Genomic DNA, 21,847 nt, shown 5'->3' with positions numbered 1-21,847 from the left:
CAAGCAACCATCACACCGGGCACCATCCATGGCGTCGGCCTCGGCCCCGGCAGCCAGGACCTGATGAGCGTGCGCGCCGACCGGCTGATTCGCGGGGCCACCCACGTCGCCTATTTCCGCAAGAAGGGGCGCCGCGGCCATGCCCGCAGCATCGTCGAGGGCCTGCTGGCGCCCGACGCGATCGAGATTCCGCTGGAGTATCCGGTCACCACCGAAATCCCCTTCGACGACCCGCTCTACAACGAATTGCTGGCGGCCTTCTACGAGAACAGCGTCGCGCAGCTCCGCGAGATCGCCGAGGCCGGGTGCGATGCAGTGGTGCTGTGCGAGGGCGATCCGTTCTTCTACGGCTCCTTCATGCACCTCTATACCCGCCTGCAGGGTCGGGTGCCGGTGGAAGTGGTGCCCGGCATCACCGGCATGTCCGCCGCCTGGACCGCCACCGGGCAGCCGGTGACCTGGGGCGACGACATCATGACCGTGCTGATGGGCACCCTGCCCGAAGCGACGCTGGTCGAGCACATCGCGCGGACCGATGCCCTGGTGGTGATGAAGATCGGCCGCAACCTGGCCAAGCTGCAGCGCGCGCTGGCCGAGGCCGGCCGGGAGCAGGAGGCCTGGCTGATCGAGTACGCCGCCATGCCGCAGCAGCGGATACGGCCGTTCCGCGAGGTCGGCGACAGCGTGCCCTACTTCTCCATCGTGGTGATCCATGGCAACGGGAGGCGGCCATGAGAGATCCTGAGTGGGGGAAGGAAGGGTGGCTGAAGGTGGTCGGCCTCGGTCCGGGCGATGCTGCGCTGATCACCCCGGAAGTCTCCGCCGCCCTGAACGAGGCCACCGACGTGGTGGGCTACGTGCCCTACGTCGAACGGGTGGCGCCGCGGCCGGGACTTACGCGCCACGGCTCGGACAACCGCGAGGAGCTCCGCCGCGCGGAGCAGGCGCTGCGGCTGGCCGCCGAGGGGCAGCGGGTGGTGGTGGTCTCCTCGGGAGACCCCGGGGTGTTCGCCATGGCCGCGGCGCTGTTCGAGGCGCTCGAGGCCGGCGAGCCCGAGTGGCGCGAGCTGGACATCCAGGTGCTGCCGGGCATCTCCGCCATGCTGGCCGCCAGTGCACGCCTGGGGCACCGCTGGGCCACGACTTCTGCTGCATCAACCTCTCCGACAACCTCAAGCCCTGGGGGCTGGTGGAAAGGCGTCTGCGATTGGCCGCCGAGGCCGATTTCGCCATGGCCTTCTACAACCCGCGCTCCCGCGCCCGGCCGGAGGGCTTCGTCCGCACTCTCGAGGTGCTGCGCGAGGCCTGCGGGGCGGAGCGCCCGATCATGTTCGCCCGGGCCGTCTCCACGCCGGAAGAGTCGCTCAGCGTCTCCACCCTGGGCGAGGCCACGGCGGAGATGGCCGATATGCGCACCCTGGTGATGGTGGGCTCCAACCAGACGCGCCTAATCCGGCGCGAGGGCGTGCCGTGGGTCTATACCCCGCGCTCGGCCCTGGGGCCTGACTCAAGGCCTGACTCAGGAGCCGAGCCGTGATGCAGCCAGGCCAACACCGCATCGACCGAATGCGCCTCGCGCCGGGGCGGCGGCACTGGCCGCTCGATCATCACCACCGGTACGCCCAGCCGGCGAGCGGCGTCGAGCTTGGCGATGGCGCCGGTGCCGCCGGCGTTCTTGCACACGACGCGCTGGATGCCGTGCTCGCGCAGCAGTGCCAGGTCACCGTCCAGCGTGAAGGGGCCGCGGTCGAGGACGATGCGGTGGCGGGGCAGGGGCGGTGGCGTCTCGGGGGCGTCGACCAGGCGCAGCAGATAGTGGTGCTGGGGCTGCGCCGCGAAGGCGGCGAGCTGCTGGCGCCCGATGGCCAGCAGGATACGCTCGGCCGGGCCGGCCAGGGCGCTCACCGCTGCTTCGACGCTGGCGACCGGCTCCCAGCGGTCCCCGGCCTGGGGCACCCAGGGCGAGCGGGTCAGGGCGATCAGCGGAATGCCGCTGTGGCTTGCCGCGGCCACGGCGTTACGGCTCATCCGCTCGGCGAAGGGGTGGGTGGCATCGACCAGATGGGTAATGCGCTGCTCCGTCAGGAAGGCGGCCAGGCCCGCCACGCCGCCGAACCCGCCGACCCGGGTGGGCAGCGGCTGTGGCTTGGGAGTGCTCACTCGCCCGGCATAACTGAACAGGGCCGGGACCTCGCGCTCGGCCAGCGCGGTCGCCAGGGCACTGGCCTCAGTGGTTCCCCTAGAATCAGGATTTTCATATGACGGACCTTGACGACGCTCCCTGGCTGACCCTGCTCGGCTGGGGGAAGGTGGCACAGAAGGGCTGACCGCGGCAAGCCGCGAGGCGCTGGAGGCCGCCGAGCTGGTGTTCGGCGCCCGGCGCCATCTACGCCTGCTGCCGCCGCTGTCCGCCGAGGTGCGGGAGTGGCCGGTGCCCTTCGCCGAGGGCATTCCTCGACTGCTGGCCGAGCGGGGCCGGCGGGTGGTCATGCTGGTCTCCGGCGATCCCTTCTGGTTCGGCGCCGGGTCCACGCTGGCGCGCCATCTGCCCGCTGCGGAGTGGCGGGCCCTGCCAGCCCCTTCCACCTTCAGCCTGGCGGCAGGGCGCCTGGGCTGGCCGCTGGAAGCGTGTACCTGCCTCGGCCTGCACGCCAAGCCGCTGACGCGCATCCGGCCCTACCTGCAGCCGAACCGACGCTTATTGGTACTGCTGCGGGACGGGAACGCCGTCCATGAACTGGCCTGCCTGTTGGTGCGCTTCGGCTTCGGTGGGTCGCGGCTTCACGTGCTGGAAGCGCTGGGCGGAGACGACGAGCGCATTCGCTGTATACGGGCGGATGCCGCCCTGCCCGGCGATATCGCCCACCCGGTGGCGGTGGGGCTTGAGGTGGCCGGTGAGGGGCCGGCCTTGCCGCTGACGCCCGGCCTGCCGGACGCGCTGTTCGAGCACGATGGCCAGATCACCAAGCAGGCCGTGCGCGCCATGACCCTGGCCGCCCTGGCCCCGGTAGCGGGGGAGCGGCTGTGGGACATCGGCACAGGCTCGGGCTCGATCGCCATCGAGTGGCTGCTGGTTCATCCAGAGAACCAGGCGGTGGCTTTCGAGTTCCACGCCGAGCGGGCGGCGCGGGCGCGGCGTAATGCCGACAACCTCGGCGTCGACTGGCTCGAGGTGGTGGAAGGCGATGCCGTGGCGATGTTGGAAGGGGTGCCCTGGCAGACGCACCAGCGCCCGAGGCGGTCTTTATCGGCGGTGGACTATCGGACACCTTGCTGGAGGCGCTGTGGCGGCGCCTGCCGCCCGGGGTGCGCCTGGTCGCCAACGCAGTGACCCTGGAGTCCGAGGCCCTGCTGGCCGAGTGGCAGCGGCGGGCCGGCGGCGAGCTGCTGCGCATCGAGCTGTCCAGCGCCGCTCCCCTCGGCAACCGTCGCGGCTGGAAGGCCAGCTACCCCATCGTGCAGTGGCGGGTGACCCGATGACGGCGGCATCGAACGACATGCGCGTGGTCGGCTTCGGCTTTCGCCGCGCGGCACCGCTGGCCTCGCTGGCCGACCTGCTGGCACAGCTGGAGGCGCGCTATGGCCCCGTCGACCGCCTGGCGGCGGCAGCGTCCAAGCAGGCGCTAGTGCAGGCGCTGGGACGCGCGAGGGGCCTTGCTGTGATCTGCGTGGAAGACGAAACGCTGCCATCGGTCGCTACCCTCACGCACTCCCGCCATAGCCTGACGGCCCGGGGCACGGGCAGCGTCGCCGAGGCCATCGCCCTGCTGGCGGCGGGGCCGGGGGCGACCCTGCTCGCGCCCCGGCTGGTTTCTGCGGATCGCATGGCCACTGCGGCGCTGGCCCGAGCGTCACTGCCGCCAGGAGAGTCGACATGACCATACACTTCATCGGTGCCGGCCCCGGGGCGCCGGACCTGCTGACGCTGCGGGGCCGGGATCTCATCGCATCGTCTCCCGTATGCCTCTACGCGGGCTCGCTGGTGCCCGAGCAGATCCTGGCCCACTGCCCGGAGGGCGCCCGTATCGTCAATACCGCGCCGCTCTCCCTCGACGAGATCGTCGCCGAGATGCGCGCCGCCCATGCTGCCGGTCATGACGTGGCCCGGCTGCACTCCGGCGACCTGTCGATATGGTCGGCCCTGGGCGAGCAACTGCGCCGCCTGCGCGAGTTGGCGATTCCCTACACCATCACCCCGGGCGTGCCGGCCTTCGCTGCGGCGGCTGCCAGCCTGGGCCAGGAGCTGACCCTGCCGGGGGTGGCGCAATCGCTGGTGCTGACCCGCACCCCGGGGCGCGCCAGCGCCATGCCGGCGGGCGAGACCCTGGCCAACTTCGCCAGCAGCGGCACCACCCTGGCGATCCACCTCTCCATCCACAACCTGTCCCAGGTCGTCGCCGAGCTGCTGCCCTACTATGGCGCCGAGTGCCCGGTGGCCATCGTCTGGCGGGCCAGCTGGCCCAACGAGCGGGTGGTGCGGGGGCGCCTGGCGACGGTGGAAACCCTGGTCGACGACGCCTTGCAGCGCACCGCGCTGATCCTGGTGGGGCCGGTGCTGGAGAGCGAGGATTTTGCCGAGAGCTGCCTGTATGCGGTTGGCTACGACCGCCGCTTTCGGCCGCAGTCGGCGGACTCGCCCTTCGCCGCCGGCGAGAGGGTCGATAAGAGGAGTGAGCGATGATCCACCTCTCGCTGATCGGCATCGGCACCGGCAACCCGAGCATGTCACCCTGGCCGCGGTGCGGGCGCTCAACCAGGCGGACCTGATCCTGCTGCCGCGCAAGGGGGAAACCAAGTCGGACCTGATCGACCTGCGCCGGTTGCTGTGTCGCGATCTGCTCGAGGCGTCATCCCGCACCCGGGTCGTGGAGTTCGATCTGCCGCACCGCGATGCCCGCACCGACTATCTGGGCGCGGTGGACGACTGGCACGACGCCATTGCCGAGGTGTGGGCGGACCTGATGGCAACGCACCTGCCCCGGGGCGGGCGGGTCGGTATGCTGATCTGGGGCGATCCCTCGCTCTACGACAGCAGCTTGCGTATTGCCGAGCGTCTAGGTGGCAAGGGGCAAGCGCTCGAAATACGCGTGGAGCCCGGCATCACCAGCCTGCAGGCACTCACCGCTGCCCACCGCATCCCCCTGAATGCGCTGGCCGAACCGGTGTTGATCACCACGGGCCGGCGACTGCGGGAGCGCGGCTGGCCCAGTGACGCCGAGAGCGTGGCGGTGATGCTCGACAGCGGCGGTGCCTTCCAGGCGCTGCCTCAGGAAGGCCTCACTATCTGGTGGGGGGCCTATCTGGGCATGGACAAGCAGTGCCTGATCGACGGCCCGCTGGTGGACGTGGCCGCGACGATCCTCGAACGGCGTGCCGCCCTGCGTGAACGGCACGGCTGGATCATGGACGTCTACCTGTTGCGGCGAGTGTAATTAAGGAGAGTGCAATGAAGACGGTCGACCCCCAGCGCCATGCCGAGCGCATGGCCCACAAGCAGAAGATCATGCATGAGCGCATTGCCCGCGCCGACAAGGAGCAGGGCGTGCTGCTGGTGCTCACCGGCCCCGGCAAGGGCAAGAGCAGCTCCGGCTTCGGCATGCTGGCTCGCGCCTTGGGCCACGGCATGAAGGTGGGCGTGGTGCAGTTCATCAAGGGCAAGTTCCAGACCGGCGAGGAGGCCTTCTTCCGCCAGCAGTCGAACGTCGACTACCACGTGATGGGTGAGGGCTACACCTGGGATACCCAGGATCGCGACAAGGACGTGCAAGCCGCCGAGGCAGCCTGGGAGGTGGCGCGCGGCATGCTCGAGGATCCCGCGGTCGATCTGGTGCTGCTCGACGAGCTCAACATCGCGCTGCGCCACGGTTACCTGGAGCTCGATCGCGTACTCGACGACCTGCAGGCCCGCCCGCCCATGCAGCACGTGGTCGTTACCGGCCGGCACGCCCCCGAGGCGCTGATCGAGCTGGCCGACACCGTCACCGAAATGAAGGTGGTCAAGCACGCCTTCAAGGAGCAGGGGATCAAGGCGCAGAAGGGCATTGAACTCTAGCTGATGATTCGGCTGGAGGGGATGATGAGCTTCTCCGGCGACAAGCCATCGCGAGGGCGCTGTGAACCCATCCCTGGGCGCTACTTTTGCCATCCATGGCAAAAGACCCTCGCTTAGACTTGTCCCCGGCGCTCATCCTGCCGAGCTCACGCATTATCAGCTTTTCGCTGGCAGTCATCCTGCCGACTCGTTCCCTCATGACTTTTTTGGAGAGCCGCATGGCAGAACACAGCGGGCGAGCCGATCACGCTTTTCCCCCGCCACAGCGGGAGGGACTCTACCGCGCGATTCACGAGCGCCGCGACGTGCGCGCCCAGTTCCTGCCGGATCCCGTGCCGCCCGAGGTGCTGGCCCGGCTGCTGGACGCCGCGCACCATGCGCCGTCGGTGGGCTTCATGCAGCCCTGGGACTTCCTGGTGATCGACAGCCGGGAGGTGCGCCGCCGGGTGCATCGGCTGTTCCTGCGGGAGAACGAGCGGGGAGCGCAGCAGTTTTCCGCTGAGCGGCAGCAGGCGTACCGCCGCCTCAAGCTCGAAGGCATCCTTGAGAGTCCGCTCAACCTCTGCATCACCTGCGACCGGAGCCGTGGCGACGGCCCGGTACTGGGGCGCACCAGCATCGTCGACACGGACCTGTTCAGCACCTGCCTGGCAGTGCAGAACCTGTGGCTGGCGGCCCGCGCCGAGGGCATCGGCGTGGGCTGGGTCAGCATTCTCGATCAGCAAGAGCTGGCGACGATCCTCGACCTGCCAGAACAGGTCTACCCCTTGGCGTACCTGTGTCTGGGCTACGTCAGCGAGTTTCTGCAGCAGCCCGAGCTGGCCCGCTCCGGGTGGCGCCAGCGCCTGCCGCTCACCGAGCTGGTGCATGGCAACGGCTGGAGGCAGGCGCTGGCGGACGAGGCGCTTCACGAGGCACTGCAAGAGGTGGCCAGACCATGCCAACCCTAATGATCCAGGGCACCACTTCGGATGCCGGCAAGAGCACGGTGGTGGCCGGGTTGTGCCGGGTGCTGGCGCGGCGCGGGGTATCGGTGGCGCCGTTCAAGCCGCAGAACATGGCGCTCAACAGCGCGGTGACAGTGGATGGCGGCGAGATCGGCCGCTCCACGGCGCTGCAGGCGCTGGCGGCAGGCGTCGAGCCGCATAGCGACATGAACCCGGTGCTGCTCAAGCCCGAGAGCGACCGCGGCGCCCAGGTGATCCTGCGCGGGCGGGTCCACGGCCACATGGACGCGCTGGATTACCACGCCTACAAGCGCACCGCGCGGGAGAGCGTGCTGGCGGCGTGGCAGGCGTTGTCGTCGCGCTTCGACGTGATCGTCGCCGAGGGGGCGGGCAGCCCGGCCGAGATCAACCTGCGCGCCAACGACATCGCCAACATGGGCTTCGCCGAGATGGTCGACTGCCCGGTGGTGCTGGTCGGCGATATCGACCGCGGCGGTGTCTTCGCCCAGCTGGTCGGCACCCTAGAGCTGCTCAGCGTGAGCGAGCGCTCACGTACCCGTGGCTTCATCGTCAACCGCTTTCGCGGCGACATCGCTCTGCTCGAACCGGGGCTCGACTGGCTCACCGAGCGCACCGGCAAGCCGGTATTCGGCACGCTGCCCTATCTGCAGGGCCTGCTGCTCGATGCCGAGGACAGCATCGGCCGCAGCGGGCGGGTGGGGCCGGGGGCCACGCTCAAGGTTGTGGTACCGGCGCTGCCGCGCATCAGCAACCACAACGACTTCGACCCGCTGCGCCTGCATCCGCAGGTCGACTTGACCTTCGTCGGGCCTAACCAGATAGGGCCAGGCCGGGAGATCCCGCCGGCGGATCTGATCGTCCTGCCCGGCAGCAAGAGTACCCGTAGCGATCTCGAATGGCTGCGCGCCCAGGGCTGGGAAGAAGCGATACAGCGCCATCTGCGCTACGGCGGCCGGGTGCTCGGTATCTGCGGCGGCCTGCAGATGCTGGGCCGGGCGGTGCACGACCCGGAGGGGCTGGAGGGGCCGGCGGGCTCGACCCCCGGGCTCGGACTGCTCGAGTTCGAGACGCGCATGGTAGCGGGCAAGCAGCTGCGCAACGTGAGTGGGCGCTTGCTTCGCGAAGGGGTGCCGATCGCCGGCTACGAGATCCACAACGGGGTGAGCGAGGGGTCTGCCCTGGCGCGGCCGCTACTAGAGCTGCAAGGCCGGCCGGACGGTGCCGAAAGCGCAGATGGCCAGGTCATGGGCACCTACCTGCACGGGCTGTTCGACCGGCCCGAGGCGTGCACGGCGCTGCTTGCCCGTTGCGGGCTCGAGGCGCAGGGAAGCGCGGTGGACTATCAGGACCATCGCCAGCAGGAACTCGATCGACTGGCCGACTGCCTGGAAGCGAACCTGGACATGGCCGCCATCGAGTGCCTGCTGGGGTGTGAGCGTGAACGTGAGCGGAGCGGTCGGCTGCCGCGCGGGCCGACATGCCGGTGTCGGCCCGCGCCTCGTCGTCAGCTCGCGGTGTCCGGCGTGAGCGGCAATTGGCGCTTGTGCTCGGTGCGCCGGTAGGTGATCACGATGGTATCGAAGGCGGGGCGGGAGACGTCCCGGTTTTCCAGGAAGGCGTCGATCTCGTCGTAGCTGACGCCGAGGGCCACCTCGTCGAGCTTCTGCGGTGCCAGCGACTCGAGGTCGGCGGTAGGCGCCTTGTTCACCAGCGTTTCGGGGGCGCCGAGCTGCTGGCCCAGCAGGCGCACTTGGCGCTTGGTCAGGCCGGTGAGGGGGCGACATCGCAGGCGCCGTCACCATACTTGGTGAAGAAGCCCATCAGTGCCTCGGCGGCCTGGTCGGTGCCGATGACCAGTCCGCCGCGCGCGCCGGCCACGGCGTACTGGGCCACCATGCGCTGGCGCGCCTTGATGTTGCCCAGCACGAAATCGCGCTGATGGGCATCCGTGAATGCCAACCCGCCGCTCTCCAGTGCTTCCAGCAGGGCATCGCTGCCGGCCTGGATGTTCACTTCCAGCACTTCGTCGGGCTGGATGAAGGCCAGCGCCCGCTCGGCGTCCTCGGCATCCTGTTGCACGCCGTAAGGCAGCCGCATGGCGACGAACCTGGCCTGTTCACCTTCCTCGCGCAGCTGCTCCACGGCGAGCTGCGCCAGGCGCCCCGCGACGGTGGAGTCGACACCGCCGCTGATGCCCAGCACCAGGGTGTGCTGTCCACTCTCCCGCATGACCTTGCAGAGAAAGTCGCGGCGTCGCTCGAGCTCATGCCGGGCGTCGACGTTCGTTCTGGACCGCAGCTGCACGCCGATAGATCTCTGCTCGGCCTGGCGTGAACGGCGCTCTTCTTCGCCCCTTATCGATTCGGCGTCGGTGCATAGCCGGTGATAGTAAGGCAGTCGTTCCAGCGCGTAGTGGGCCGCGGCCAGGCGCACTTCATTACGCGTGCCGTCGAAGCGGCGGGTTTCGCTGAAATGGTGGTGCCGGCCATTCTCGCGGAAGGCCCAGGCGAAGCAGACCGTGCCGATGGGGTGTCGTCGTCGCCGGGGTTGGGACCGGCGATGCCGGTGTTGGCCAGGGCCACGTCGGCATCGTTGTTGTTCAGTGCTCCACTGGCCATTTCGCAGGCCACGGCCTCGCTGGTCAGTCCATATCGATCGATGGTGTCGAAGCTGACCCCGAGGTAACGATACTTCGATTGTGGCGAATAGACGCCAAGGCCGCAGTCGATGCTCTGGCCGCTGCCAGGCACCCGGGCCAGCTCGGACACGATCAGCCCAGCGGTACAGGACTCGGCGGTGGCAAGCTTCAATTCGTTGTCGATTAGATAGTCTGCGATTCTATCGAGCAGTTCCATTGCTTCTTCTCCCGAAAATTGCCTCTCCTCCTGGGGGGCGGCTAGCCTGAAAGGCCAAGGCAGTGACAATTTGCCCCCATACCCTAGGTCAGTTTAGCCATTGTTGCGTGATGGCTATGTTCGAATGGCTATGCTCGATAGGTACCCCGAGCCGTTCAGGATAGCGAAGGGAGGCATGGATGGAGCGTATCGACGGAGCGATGACGGCGGACCTCGAAGAGGTGGTGGAGTGTGAATGTCGTGTCCATCACGAGAGCGGGATGACCCCCTTCACGGAGCGAATCGGCGAGTCGGGTAAAGAGAGGGTCGGCATTGCCATCGTGGGGGCGGAAGGACAACTGGCTCAGGCAGGCGATGCCGAACGGCCGTTTCCCCTGGAGAGTGTCTCCAAGGCGGTGGTGCTCGCCCTGGCCCTGGAGGACGTGGGGGCCGAGGCATTGTTCGAGAGGGTTGGCATGGAACCCTCCGGCGACCCTTATCACTCCATCGCGACCCTGGAAGAAGGAGAGCTGGGCGTTCCTGCCAACCCCATGATCAATGCCGGTGCCATCGTGGCGACCGCCATGGTCCGCGCTCGCGACGGCGAGGAGCGGTTCGGCCGTTTGCTGGATTTCTTTCGCCGCCTCTGTGGCAACCCCGGGCTGGACTACAACCGCGAGATGTTCGAGGCCGAGGACAAGGATCTCAACCGGGCGCTGTTCTACTACATGCGCAACCACGACGTGGTGCAAGGCAGCGAAGAGGACCTGCTGGTGCCCTATCTCAAGCAGACCTCCATCGAGATGAATTGCCGGGACCTGGCCCGGATCGCCGCGGTACTCGCCAATGGCGGTAAGGACCCCGAGAGTGGCGAGAGGCGGATCAGCGAAGAAACGGTGCGTATCGTGCTCACCCTGATGCTGACCACCGGCATGTATGACCAGTCGGGCAGGTACGCCGTGGAAGTGGGCATGCCCTCGAAGAGTGGAATATCCGGCGCCATCCTGGCCGTGGCTCCTGGCCGACTGGGTGTCGGCTGTATCGGCCCAGCACTGAACGAGCACGGCAACAGCGTTGCAGGGCTGCGCCTGCTCAAGGCGCTGTCGTGCCGCCGGCGGCTGGGCGTGTTTGCTGAGTGAGTCGTCTGCCGGCGCTCAGGCCGGGGTAATGGCGGGCGGCGGGGCGATGTCGACGAATAGGGCCGGGTCGTCGCTGATGGCGCTGTCCACCCCCACGACCAGCGGTTGGCGAAGGCGGCCGGATCGTTGGGCGTGTAGCACAGCAACCGGTAGCCAGCATCCTTGATCTCACGAGCGCGGCGCGCGGTGAGCCGGGTCCAGTCGGTATGAATGCTGTAGGCATCGAGCGCCTCGCAGCGTGAGCGCCACTTTTCCGGCACGCTCTCGGTCAACACACCGATGGGCAGCAGCGAGGCGTCGGCCAGCGAGCGCGCATGATGCAGGGCGGGCTGATCGAAAGAGGAGAGAATCAGCCGCTCCGGCGGCAAGGCCTTGAGCAGGCGAGGCACGACCACTTCGGCCAGCTCGGTGCCACTGCGCCGGCTAGTGACCTTGAGCTCCATGTTGACGCCCATGTCCAGTTCCACCAGCAGTTCGAGCATGTCGCTCAAGGTGGCCATGTGCTCGCCGCGGAAACCGTCGCCGAACCAGCCGCCGACATCGAGCTTGCGCACCGCGGCGAGATCCAGCGTGGCCAGCCGGCCATGGCCGTCGGAACAGCGCTTGAGCGTAGCGTCGTGCCAGATCACCGGAGTGCCATCGCCGAGCAGTTGTACGTCGAGCTCTACCCACTGAAAGCCGGCTTCATGGGCGGCTCTCACCGCAATGAGGGTATTTTCCGGAGCATGGGCGGAGAGCCCGCGATGAGCGATCAAGCGGGGCAAGGCGATATCGGGGTGCTTTGGCATGTCGGGGCTCCGCATGAAGGTCGTGGCAGGCTAAACGATGAGGGTGACGGAATGGCGACTCGAGCGTGTGACGCGCATGGAATCGACCGCGACTATGCTAGGCTTGCAGCCTTTGACGATGCAACGAGGCAAGGCATGAAGGTGATGACCCCCGAGTGTGACGAGCAGCGCGATGCTTGGCTCGCACGCCTGTGCGCCGATATTTATGGAAGGGAAGCGGGGCTATCGCCGTTGGTCACGTTCACCGGCACGCGACAGTTGCTCTTCGCTCATGAGGCCGCGCGTTTGTGGGCGCTGGTGGACGACCAGGGCAGGCCCGGAGCATTGGCCCTATTGACGCTCGATGCGTCGGGTGCGGGCATGACCTTGTGGTTGCATGCTTCGCCTGGCGGCGACCGTGAGAGCCTGCGACGGCTGATTCGCGAGCTGGCCCAGAAAGCCCCTCTTCGGGTCGACGCAGCGGATCAGGACGAAGAGGCGTTCTTCCGCCGTTGCGGTATCGAGCGCTGGTTTGCGATCCCCGGCGGTCGACGCGTTGGGCTCTCTTCTCACCATCCGGCTCGAGGCGTGAGTGAACTGGAGCCGGCGCTGAGCTTCGATGACGATGCCGTGCTGCGTCGTTTCAAGCACGATCCGCACTTTTTCGAGCAGGAGAAGGGCCGCTTCGTCGAACGGCTGGCGGCGTTTCCCGGCTGAGTGCCGCCCGTTCGATGAGGAGAGGGCTTGACCGGGTGGAGCGGGGAAGGTTGGATGAAGCACACTCAGTTAGCGAACGAAGGAAAGTGACATGGCCAAGCGAATCCAGTTTGCTCGTACCGGCGGTTCCGAGGTTCTTGAACTCGTCGACGTGACGCCGGCCGATCCTGCCTCTGGCGAGGTTCGTGTCCGCAACGAGGCGATTGGCCTCAATTTCATCGACATCTATTTCCGTACCGGGCTTTATCCGGCCCCTGGGCTTCCGTCCGGTCTCGGTACCGAGGGCGCCGGGGTGGTCGACGCCGTGGGCGAGGGTGTCAGCCACCTCAAGGAGGGCGACCGGGTCGCCTATGCCCAAGGCCCGCTCGGTGCCTACGCCGAATATCACGTGCTGCCTGCGGAGAAGGTGGTGGTACTGCCCAACAGTGTCGACGCGGAGACAGCTGCTGCCAGCATGCTCAAGGGGCTGACCGTGCAGTACCTGCTGCGCCAGACCGCTCCGCTCAAGGGTGGCGAGACGATCCTGTGGCATGCCGCGGCCGGTGGGGTGGGCTCCATCGCCTGCCAGTGGGCCCGTGCTCTGGGCGTCAAGCTGATCGGGACCGTCAGCTCGGAAGAAAAGGCGAAGCTGGCCAAGGCGAACGGCGCCTGGGAAACCATCGACTACACCCGCGAAGACGTGGTCGAGCGGGTGCGTGAGCTCACCAATGGCGAGATGTGCGACGTGGTTTACGACTCGGTGGGCAAGGATACCTGGATCACTTCGCTGGATTGTCTCAAGCCGCGTTCGCTGATGGTCAGCTTCGGCAACGCTTCGGGGCCGGTCGAAGGGGTCAATCTTGGCATCCTCAACCAGAAGGGCTCGCTGTTCGTGACCCGCCCCAGTCTCAACGGCTATGCCGACACCCGCGAACGGCTGGAAATGATGTGCCGCGACCTGTTCGACATGCTGGGCAGCGGCAAGGTCAAGGTCGACATCGGCCAGCGCTTCGCCCTGGCCGATGCCGGCAAGGCCCAGGATGCGCTGGCCGGCCGCCAGACCACCGGCTCGACCATACTGTTGCCCTGAAGCCGCACCGACACGACGCCCGTCTCCTCGAGGCGGGCGTCGTCGTTTTCGCTTGTGACCCTCGGCAGTGCTAGGCGTACTCCCGCGGCGACTCGATGCCGAGCTGAGGCAGGATGGCGTCGAGTTCGAATTGAGAACGAGGCGTCAGGGAACCGCTACGAGACTCTCCGAATGAAGGCGAGGCAAGTTCGAAGCCTTCGGCATGGGCGTCGAACCGGCTGATATCGCCATCGAACTCGTCGAGCGTGTTGTGCAGATTGTCGCGCAGTGCGGCGAGCATGGCGGTTCCGTTCTCACTCTCGGGAATCGTGTTGATCCACTCCACGGTCTGCTCGGGCGAGAGTCCGTGAAGTTCGCCATAGCGCATCAGCAGGGGCACTACGCTATGCCCATCGCCGCTCTGGTCGATCAGCAGTTGGGCGGCCTCTTCGCTGAAACCGGCGTGGGCGAGGAAGTCCGCCGTGGTCTGGGTCTCGAAGCGACTGTTGTGCTGCGCCGTCAGGTAAGCGTCACGACCGAACTGGACCAGGGTGGCCAGGGTGGCAATGCCGAAGCCGATTGGACCTGCCAGTGTCGAGCTGCCGAACACTGCATAGCCGACCCCGCCCGCCACCGCCGCGTTGAGACCGGCACCGACCACGTCGCCCTCGTTCAGGCGAGCCAGGGCATCGGCCCCGGCCAACGAGGCACCGAGCAGATGCACGAATTTGCCGCTCAGCTTGAGGCCAGGCGTGGCCCGGGAACCTTCGCTGCCGGTGAACAGAGCGTCGACCAGTTGGGCGCCATCGACGCCGACCCGTGCTGTTTCGATCGATACTTGCAGGGCGTTGCGCAGCGAAGGATCGTCGCCGTAGGTCTCGATGGCATTGGCCAGCCCCGAGCCGACGATGGAGAGGGCGGAAGCGCGGAAGGCGCGATTGTAGGGCGAGTCGCGGAAGATCTCGTTGGTCTTGTCCAGGGTGTTGTTGAGATTGCGCGCCACGTCGATCTGGTAGCGCTGCGGGTCGAAGTCATCGGTGAATTCGGGTACCAACGCTGTGAAGGTGTCGGCGAGCGCATCGAGTTCGCCGGTCGTGGTGCCCAGCAGCTCGGCGAGCTGGGGATTGTCGCGCAGCGTCTCGTCCAGCCGCGCCTGGGGCTCCTCCAGCGACTGAGGGTCGCTGGGATCGATGTAGACCGCAGGCAGGATCACGTTCTCGCGCAGGTAGGCGCCGACCAGGCTTACCGCCAAGGGATGGTCTTCGGTGATACCCAGTTCGTTGAAGGTCTCGATCAAGGCGTCGCCTGCTTCCCCCGACACCAGCTCGGGTTTCTCCTGGAGGGCAGTCGATACGGCCAACTGGGCATTGGCATCTTCGAGCAAGGCCTCGATACGCGACTGCTGGTCCGCGCCCGCTTCGTCCGGTAGCCCCCGCAGCTGTTCTATCTGTTTCAGCAGCCCGGCACCGATGCCGGCCAACTGCTCCTGCAGCGCCTCGAATTCCGTTTCCCAGTCGGGATTGGAGGCGATGTAATCGTCGATCGCCGCTGCGAGCTGCTCCTCGGTCATTGCCGCACCACCGTTGAGGATCAGGAAGCTCAATTCATCGAGATGCTCATGGTACTCGCCGGCCTGTCCGCCGATGGTGTGGTCGCGGAACTGCTCCACGGCGGTGAACAGCTCGTCGCGAAAATCCTCTGCGCCTTTCAGCGAGGCGATTGACAAGGCCAGGCTGGGAATGGCCTCGCCGGAGGAGATCGCTTCGTGCATCTCGTTGCGCACCGTATTCATGTCCACCGGCAATTGTTCCGCAAGCCGGTTTGCCGCACGATCCCCCGCATCCGTCCCGGCGATACGGTCGAGGATTTCCAGCAGGAGCGTGGTGCCGTTTGGCCCGGCCATGGCTCCGCCATAAGCCTGTAGATCACCTTGGTTGGCCGTCTCGATCTCGTCGATCAGGGCTTCCACTACCTCGCTGGCGAGCTCAGGCTCCAGTCCTTCGGTCAGGGTGTCGAGGCGTTCTATCATCTCGAGTGTGCGCCGCTCGGGGGTGTCCGTTCCCTGCAATTCGCCAGTGAGAGGTTCGGCGGCCCAGGCGGCGGTATCATCGATGATCGCCTGGGCGTCGCTGGATCGGTCGAGAGCGTTCTGCACCCGTTCGGGAGCCTCGGCTCGCCCCGCCTCGAAGATACGCAGTGCACTGGCCGGATCGTCCTCGGCGCGGGCAGCGTCGATGATCTCGGCGCCTGCTTCGGCGGCGATCTCCCTGGCGCCACTGGAGCGATCCAGGGCGACCTGGACCGTAGACGAAGCTCCTTCGTACCCCTCTTCGAGAGTTTCGAGCGCCGCTTGCGGATCACTCTGTCCTCGGGCCTCGTCAATGATCTCGCGTGCTGCGGCTTCCGCTTCCGGGCCGGTATGACTGCTTGGCTGAAGTGCCAGCCCGCTGTTCTCCGCGGCTTGTTCGATGGCCATCTGGGCAGGACCGGCATCGCGCCAGCTATGGTCGTAGAGGCGTTGCAGGGAGGGCTGTCGTTCATCAACCGGAAGCGCCGCCAGGTAACGTTCAACATCCTGGGAGAGGGAATCGATCTCGCCATCATAATCGACCGTGGCTGGGTCGTCGGCGTATTCAAGATCGTTGCCGCGTTCGCGCAGGCCGTCGATGAACTCGTCTTCTCCAACGGGAACGCCTTGGGTATCACGTGGCGACTGGGCCGCCTCCTCGGGAGAGGTATGCGGAACGAACACGACGTCGCCTGGATCGATCTCTCCTGGGTCGGGCATGTCGTCACGTTCGTTCAGGGCGAGAAAATCGTCGTAATCGACGTGGAGCTCTTCGGCGATCTCCCACAGGCTGTCGCCTTCCTCTACGACGAAAACCCGCTCCGTTGCGCTGTCGAGTTCGCCGGTGCCTCCTGCTGATGCGCGGGCGTTGAGGGCTTCTTCGACGGCTTGCTCGAAGCGCTGGCGCTCACCCTCGGTCATGGCCTTGGATGCCACGCCGTCGGCTTGATAACGGCGCAGTGATTCGATATCGATCCGGTATGACATGCTCCGCTCCTTCCTCCGTGAAGGTTTCACCATAGGGAGGAGCGCAGGCAGGTTGTCTGAAGTTTTGTTGAATCTTTTGTGGCACGCGTCTCGCCAGCGTGCCTATGCCGTCACTCGTTGCTGACGTAGGCGCCCATGGCACGCATGCGCGACTCGAAGCGTGCCACGTTATCGACAAGGCCATCGGGTCCGTAGGCCACGCATTCGGCCAGCAGCACTTCGATCAAGGTGATGGCGGAGAGGATCGAGGGAAAGAAGTGCGGGGTGGCGTTGGCCACGGTGAAGGTGATGGCGGCGCCCGGTACCAGCGGGGAACGCAGCGTGTCGGTGATGACGATGGGAGTGGCGCCGCCTTCGCGGGCGATATCCAGGGCACGCACGGTTTCGGCGCAGTAGGGCTCGAAGGCGAAGGCAACCACCACATCGTTCTCGCCGTAGGGTGCCAGTTCCGTCAGCAGCCCGCCTTCCTGACCGCGGATCAGCTGGATGTTGGGCATGGCGATACGCCCTACGTAGGCGAAGTGATAGGCGCAGGCGAAGGTATCGCGAAAGCCCACCACGGCGATCTTTTCTGCCCTGAGCAACGTCATGGCGGCATCGCGCACCCGAGTCTGGGTATCGGCGGTGAACAGCCGGCCGATGTTGTCGAAGGCGGCGTCGCCTACGTCGAGAAACACTTGGTCGTCGGTCTGGCTGGCCAGGGTGCGAAGGTTGCTGGCCCTGCCCGAGAGTTCCACCGGGCCAGCCTGCACGGCGGACTGGAACACCTCGCGGAACTGCTCGTAGCTGTCGAAGCCCAGGCGCTTGGCCAGGCGCACCAGGGTCGAGGCGGTCACGCGGGCGGCGCCGGCCGACTTGCGAATCGACTGGAAGGCGATCTCGACCGGGTGCTCCAGCACGTAGCCAGCGGCAAGCTTCAGTTGCGGACTGAGCTCGGGATAGGCGGCGGCCAGCTGCTGGTTCACGGCATCCAGCCCCGAGGGCGCGGTTGGCTCGTCGGTGGGGAGTTCGTCACTTTGTGGATCCTGTTCCAGCACGGCGGTCTCCTCGGTCGGTCATGGCCCGGCGGCGCGTCAGGGCAGCCAAATGTGAGCGAAAGCGCATTGTAACGCATGGAAACGGTGAATGAACGAAACAAATGTTTCCTTGTTGTATTGATTTTGACACGCATGTATTGACGTCATTTCGTGGCTTGGCTAGGATGCCGGCAAAACAAGTGTGCCGATCTTGTTTTGATAACGGTACGTTTGTTTCTATTCGGTGCCGATGGTGCCGAGCGTTATGCAACACCCTGTTCCACCAAACAGTTCACGAAGCCCGAGAGTGCCTTACGCCATGAGCCCAGCCAGTCCTGAAACCCTCATCATCGACCGCCAGGGAGCGGTCATGGAGATTCGCTTCAACCGGCCGCATCGCCTCAATGCGGTAGTGGAGGCCTTCTACGGCGAATTGCTCGCGGCCCTGGCCGAGGCCAAGGCCGACCCAGAGGTGCGCTGCGTGATCCTGACCGGCGAGGGGCGGGCCTTCTGCGTCGGTGCCGACATGAAGGAGCACGGCGGGGCCAAGCGCACCCTGTTCCAGCGTCGTCAGTACCTGCAGCTCGGCAATGACGTTTGCGAGGCGATCCTGCGTCATCCCAAGCCGATCATTGCCGCTGTCAACGGCTATGCCCTGGGCGCCGGTGCCGAAATGGCGGTGGCCTGTGACTTCATCGTGATGGCGGAGGACGCCCAGATGGGCTTTCCCGAGACCAGCATCGGGACCTGTGTCGGTGGTGGCGTCTCCAAGCTGTTGCCGCAGTTGGTGGGAATGAACATGGCGCGCCAACTGCTCTACACCGGGCAGCGCATCGACGGGCACGAGGCGGCGCGCATCGGCCTGGCCACCTCCTGTCATGCCGGCGATCGACTCATGCAGGAGGCCCATCGCCTGGCCGAGAGCCTTTCCCGGCAGGCACCGGTATCGATTGCCATGCTCAAACGGCTGGTCAACCAGAGCAGCGACACCGGGCTTGAAAGCCAGCTGCAGCAGGAACTGGACGCGGTCTTCACCTGCTCCACTACGGCCGACTGGCAGGAGGGCGTCGACGCCTTCGCCGAGAAGCGCTCCCCCGGTTTCAGGGCCACTGACAGACTCAAGGATGCGAGACATGAACCCGATCGAAGGACATCTTCCGACACGCAGTCCGCTGCACGAGATCCTGGCGCCGTCCGGCATTGCCGTGGTCGGCGCTTCGAGCGACCCGACCAAGCGCGGTTACAAGGCCATGGTGGGCCTGATCAAGGACGGCTTCCGTGGCGCTATCTATCCGGTCAACCCCAAGGCCGACCTGATCCTGGGGGTCAAGGCCTGGCCCTCGATCGCCGAGATTCCCGGCACCCCGGAGCTGGCACTGATCTGTACTCCGGCTGCCAGCGTGCCGGGCCTGATTGCCGAATGTGGCCGCCATGGCATCAAGGGCGCGGTGATACTGGCCAGCGGCTTTGCCGAGATAGGCGGTGAAGGCGCCGAGCTCGAGCGCGAGATGATGGCTCAGGCGGAAGCGCATGGTGTGCGTGTCATCGGCCCCAACACCTCCGGGGTTTTCAACCTGCACCATCACCTCAACCTGCTGGCACTGGACAACGTCAAGCCGGGCGACGTGGGGATCATCTCCCAGTCGGGCAACATGCTGCTGTCGCTGGCGCTCGAGGCCCAATACAACGGCCAGGTCGGCTTTTCCACTTATGTCGGCCCCGGCAACCAGAGCGACATCGGTTTCAACGACTACCTGCGCTACCTCGGCGAGGACGAACAGACCCGCGTGGCCACCCTCTACGTGGAGGGCTTCCGCGACGGACGCAAGTTCCTCGAGGTGGCGCGCGACGTCACTGCCATGAAGCCGGTGGTGGTCTACAAGTCGGGCTCCACCGAGGCCGGCCAGAAGGCGGCCAGCTCGCATACCGGTGCGCTGGCCGGCAGCTATGCCATGACCGTGGACCTGCTGCGCCAGGCCGGCGTCAGCGTGGTGCATCGCTCCGACGAGATCCTGCCGGTGGCCGAGGGGCTCGGCTTGCTGCAGAAGGCGCGCGGCAAGCGTGTGGCGGTGATCTCCGACGGTGGCGGCCAGGCTACCATCGCCTCCGACCGCCTGGCCGAGGCGGGCCTATCGCTGGCCGAGCTCTCCGAGGAGACCCGCCAGAAGCTGCGCGACGTGCTGTTCCCCCAGGCCTCGACGGTCAATCCGGTGGACGTGGCCGGCTCCACCGACGCCAACCCCTCGCTGCTGGCCACCTGCATGGAGATCGTCGCCGCCGACGACAACGTCGACAGCATTTTCCTCGTTGGCATGTTCGGCGGCTACAGCATTCGCTTCGCCGAATCGCTGCTGGGCGACGAGATGCGCGGCGCCGAGGCGATGGTGGACCTGTCCAAGGCCACCGACAAGCCGCTGGTCATCTACAGCCTCTACACGCCAATCAAGCCGCCAGCCCTGCGCCGGCTACACGAGGCCGGCATTCCGATCTACTCCTCCATCGAGCAATCAGTACGCGTACTGCGGGCGCTGGGCGAGCGCGGCGACTACCTCCAACTGTGCGAGCAGTATCCGCGTGAGCCGGCGCTCGAGCCGAAACCGGAGCTTGGCGAGATGTTCGCCCGCGCCCGGGCCGAGGGGCGCGACATGTTCGAGTACGAGGCCAAGCAACTGCTGCGCGAGCATGATATCGAGGTGCCGCAGGAGAGGGTCGTGCGCAGCGACGCGGAGCTGGCCGAAGCGGTGGCCGCCTTTGGCGAAGCGCCGCTGGCGATGAAGGTGGTCTCCAAGGACATCCTGCACAAGTCGGATGCCGGCGGGGTCAAGCTCAATCTGGTCGGCGAGGCCGCGCTGCGTCGTGCCCGGGAAGAGATCCTGGCCTCCTGCCGCGCCTATGATGCCAAGGCTGAGATCGAGGGCGTGCTGGTCGCGCCGATGGCGAAGAAAGGCGTTGAGGTCATCATCGGTGTGATCCGCGACCCGATCTTCGGGCCGGTGCTGATGTTCGGCCTGGGTGGGATTTTCGTCGAGATACTGGAAGACGTTGCCTTCCGTTCGATACCGCTATCGCGCCACGATGCGCGCAGCATGGTGGAGCAGATCAAGGCTCGCAAGGTACTCGAGGGCGCCCGCGGCGAGCCGGCGGTCGACAAGGAATCCCTGGTGGAGCTGCTGCTGACGGTGTCGCGCATCGCCGATGCCTACCCCGAGCTCAGCGAACTCGATCTCAACCCGGTCATCGTCAACGCCGACGGCTATGCCGTGGTGGATGCCCGCGTTATCGTGGAGCGCGAACCCCTCAACGAAAACGTCAAGGAGTCCGCGGCATGAGCGTGAGCACGAGTCAGCCCCCTCAACCCGTCCTGCAGGATGCGCTGCTGACCTTGGAAGGGCGCGTGGCGACCCTGACCCTGGATCGCCACGACGTGCGCAACGCCCTGACCGGTACGGCACTGGCCGACGACATCGTCGCCGTGGCGGAGTGGGTAAACCGTTGCGACGAGGTTTCGGTACTGGTCATCGCCGGCGCGGGTTCGGCCTTCTCCGCCGGCGGCAACGTCAAGGACATGGCCAACCGCGGTGGCGACTTCGCCGGCGACGTGGCCGAAGTGGCGGGGCGCTATCGACGGGGTATCCAGCGCATCCCGCTGGCGCTGCAGGCGGTGGAGGTGCCGGTCATCGCCGCGGTCAATGGCCCTGCCATCGGTGCCGGCTTCGACCTGGCCAACATGGCGGATATCCGCATCGCCTCGAGAAAGGCCAAGTTCGGCGAGACCTTCCTCAACCTGGGGATCATCCCCGGCGACGGCGGCGCCTGGTTCATGCAGCGTCTGATCGGCTACCAGCGGGCCTTCGAGCTGACCCTCTCCGGGCGGGTGATCGATGCCGAGGAGGCCAAGGAGTACGGCATCGTGCTCGAGGTCACCGAGCCGGAGGCGCTGATGGAGAAGGTGAACGAGCTGGCGGCACGCATCGCCGCCCAGCCGCCCAAGGCCACGCGGCTGACCAAGCGCCTGATGAAGATGGCACAACGCACCGAGCTCAAGGATTTCCTCGACTTGTGCGCCGTGTTCCAGGGCATGTGCCACAACGAGCCGGAGCACCTGGCGGCGGTCAACGCCATGCTCGAGAAGATGGCGAAATAACCGGCGCTTTATGACCAAGGAACCCGGCTGCGGCCGGGTTCTTTCGTTTCGGCGCGTGCTGAACGCATGCCAAGGTAAAGAAAGCGCTGGATTTTTTCGCGTGTGGC

At 66.5% G+C, this 21,847-nt stretch carries 14 protein-coding genes and 7 pseudogenes; 15 read left to right on the top strand and 6 right to left on the bottom strand.

Annotated elements, in window-relative coordinates; all coding sequences use genetic code 11:
* Window positions 1–9 precede the first annotated feature (9 nt).
* Both cobI and cobJ read left to right on the top strand, forming a co-directional pair.
* Entirely contained in the window at window positions 10–735 is a 726-nt protein-coding gene (gene cobI, locus EKK97_RS15470) for a precorrin-2 C(20)-methyltransferase (RefSeq protein ID WP_086509926.1), read from the top strand.
* Window positions 732–1,537, top strand: a pseudogene (gene cobJ / locus EKK97_RS15465) (precorrin-3B C(17)-methyltransferase). Before cobI ends, cobJ begins: the two are co-directional and overlap by 4 nt.
* On the opposite strand, the pseudogene EKK97_RS15460 reads toward cobJ, so the two are convergent.
* A pseudogene (locus EKK97_RS15460) lies at window positions 1,477–2,258 on the bottom strand (cobalt-precorrin-6A reductase). The pseudogenes cobJ and EKK97_RS15460 overlap by 61 nt on opposite strands.
* Here EKK97_RS15460 and cbiE point away from each other — a divergent pair.
* From cbiE to EKK97_RS15425, 7 genes and pseudogenes are all read left to right on the top strand, one after another.
* Window positions 2,259–3,480: pseudogene (gene cbiE, locus EKK97_RS15455) on the top strand (precorrin-6y C5,15-methyltransferase (decarboxylating) subunit CbiE).
* Complete coding sequence (locus EKK97_RS15450; RefSeq protein ID WP_159553188.1) at window positions 3,477–3,878, top strand: cobalamin biosynthesis protein; 402 nt, start codon at window positions 3,477–3,479, stop codon at window positions 3,876–3,878. Before cbiE ends, EKK97_RS15450 begins: the two are co-directional and overlap by 4 nt.
* A complete protein-coding gene (cobM, locus tag EKK97_RS15445; RefSeq protein WP_159553186.1) occupies window positions 3,875–4,681 on the top strand; it encodes a precorrin-4 C(11)-methyltransferase in 807 nt (268 codons plus the stop codon). The genes EKK97_RS15450 and cobM overlap by 4 nt, the downstream gene beginning before the upstream one ends.
* Window positions 4,678–5,432 (top strand): annotated as a pseudogene (cobF, locus tag EKK97_RS15440) (precorrin-6A synthase (deacetylating)). The gene cobM and the pseudogene cobF overlap by 4 nt, the downstream one beginning before the upstream one ends.
* Before the next feature lie 14 nt (window positions 5,433–5,446).
* A complete protein-coding gene (cobO, locus tag EKK97_RS15435; protein ID WP_159553184.1) occupies window positions 5,447–6,052 on the top strand; it encodes a cob(I)yrinic acid a,c-diamide adenosyltransferase in 606 nt (201 codons plus the stop codon).
* A 218-nt stretch (window positions 6,053–6,270) separates the two neighbouring features.
* Window positions 6,271–7,002 (top strand): 5,6-dimethylbenzimidazole synthase, encoded by a 732-nt coding sequence (gene bluB, locus EKK97_RS15430; protein ID WP_159553182.1) that lies wholly within the window; start codon window positions 6,271–6,273, stop codon window positions 7,000–7,002.
* Window positions 6,990–8,582: a cobyric acid synthase gene (locus EKK97_RS15425; RefSeq protein WP_236551238.1), complete on the top strand. Its 1,593-nt coding sequence runs from the start codon at window positions 6,990–6,992 to the stop codon at window positions 8,580–8,582. Before bluB ends, EKK97_RS15425 begins: the two co-directional genes overlap by 13 nt.
* On the opposite strand, the pseudogene nadE reads toward EKK97_RS15425, so the two are convergent.
* Window positions 8,525–9,324 (bottom strand): annotated as a pseudogene (gene nadE / locus EKK97_RS15420) (ammonia-dependent NAD(+) synthetase). The gene EKK97_RS15425 and the pseudogene nadE overlap by 58 nt on opposite strands.
* 50 nt (window positions 9,325–9,374) lie before the next feature.
* A complete protein-coding gene (locus tag EKK97_RS15415; protein ID WP_340162876.1) occupies window positions 9,375–9,875 on the bottom strand; it encodes a CinA family protein in 501 nt (166 codons plus the stop codon).
* Between the two features lie 179 nt (window positions 9,876–10,054).
* Here EKK97_RS15415 and glsA point away from each other — a divergent pair, with 179 nt between their 5' ends.
* A complete protein-coding gene (gene glsA, locus EKK97_RS15410) occupies window positions 10,055–10,993 on the top strand; it encodes a glutaminase A (protein WP_159553180.1) in 939 nt (312 codons plus the stop codon).
* 167 nt (window positions 10,994–11,160) lie between these two features.
* Here the strand turns inward: glsA and EKK97_RS15405 are convergent.
* Window positions 11,161–11,781: pseudogene (locus EKK97_RS15405) on the bottom strand (glycerophosphodiester phosphodiesterase family protein); the annotation flags it as partial.
* Window positions 11,782–11,916: 135 nt separating this feature from the next.
* Here EKK97_RS15405 and EKK97_RS15400 point away from each other — a divergent pair.
* Window positions 11,917–12,477, top strand: a complete 561-nt coding sequence (locus EKK97_RS15400; RefSeq protein ID WP_159553178.1) for a hypothetical protein — start codon at window positions 11,917–11,919, stop codon at window positions 12,475–12,477.
* A 91-nt stretch (window positions 12,478–12,568) separates the two neighbouring features.
* On the top strand, window positions 12,569–13,546 hold the full coding sequence (locus EKK97_RS15395) for an NADPH:quinone reductase (protein WP_159553176.1): 978 nt from the start codon (window positions 12,569–12,571) through the stop codon (window positions 13,544–13,546).
* A 70-nt stretch (window positions 13,547–13,616) separates the two neighbouring features.
* Here EKK97_RS15395 and EKK97_RS15390 read toward each other — a convergent pair whose 3' ends face one another.
* Window positions 13,617–16,580 carry a LysM peptidoglycan-binding domain-containing protein gene (locus EKK97_RS15390; protein WP_159553174.1) on the bottom strand — a complete coding sequence of 988 codons (2,964 nt, stop codon included), beginning with the start codon at window positions 16,578–16,580 and terminating at the stop codon, window positions 13,617–13,619.
* 110 nt (window positions 16,581–16,690) lie between these two features.
* Window positions 16,691–17,617 carry a MurR/RpiR family transcriptional regulator gene (locus EKK97_RS15385; protein WP_159553172.1) on the bottom strand — a complete coding sequence of 309 codons (927 nt, stop codon included), beginning with the start codon at window positions 17,615–17,617 and terminating at the stop codon, window positions 16,691–16,693.
* Between the two features lie 229 nt (window positions 17,618–17,846).
* On the opposite strand from EKK97_RS15385, the pseudogene EKK97_RS15380 reads away from it, so the two are divergent.
* The 3 genes and pseudogenes from EKK97_RS15380 to EKK97_RS15370 all read left to right on the top strand — a co-directional run.
* Window positions 17,847–18,689: pseudogene (locus EKK97_RS15380) on the top strand (enoyl-CoA hydratase/isomerase family protein); the annotation flags it as partial.
* Between the two features lie 40 nt (window positions 18,690–18,729).
* Entirely contained in the window at window positions 18,730–20,925 is a 2,196-nt protein-coding gene (locus tag EKK97_RS15375; protein ID WP_159553170.1) for an acetate--CoA ligase family protein, read from the top strand.
* A complete protein-coding gene (locus EKK97_RS15370; protein WP_159553168.1) occupies window positions 20,922–21,740 on the top strand; it encodes an enoyl-CoA hydratase-related protein in 819 nt (272 codons plus the stop codon). Before EKK97_RS15375 ends, EKK97_RS15370 begins: the two co-directional genes overlap by 4 nt.
* Window positions 21,741–21,847: the final 107 nt, after the last annotated feature.

The sequence above is a fragment of the Billgrantia tianxiuensis genome (assembly GCF_009834345.1).
In the GTDB taxonomy this organism is placed as follows: domain Bacteria; phylum Pseudomonadota; class Gammaproteobacteria; order Pseudomonadales; family Halomonadaceae; genus Halomonas; species Halomonas tianxiuensis.
This window is presented reverse-complemented; position numbering and strand designations above follow the sequence as displayed.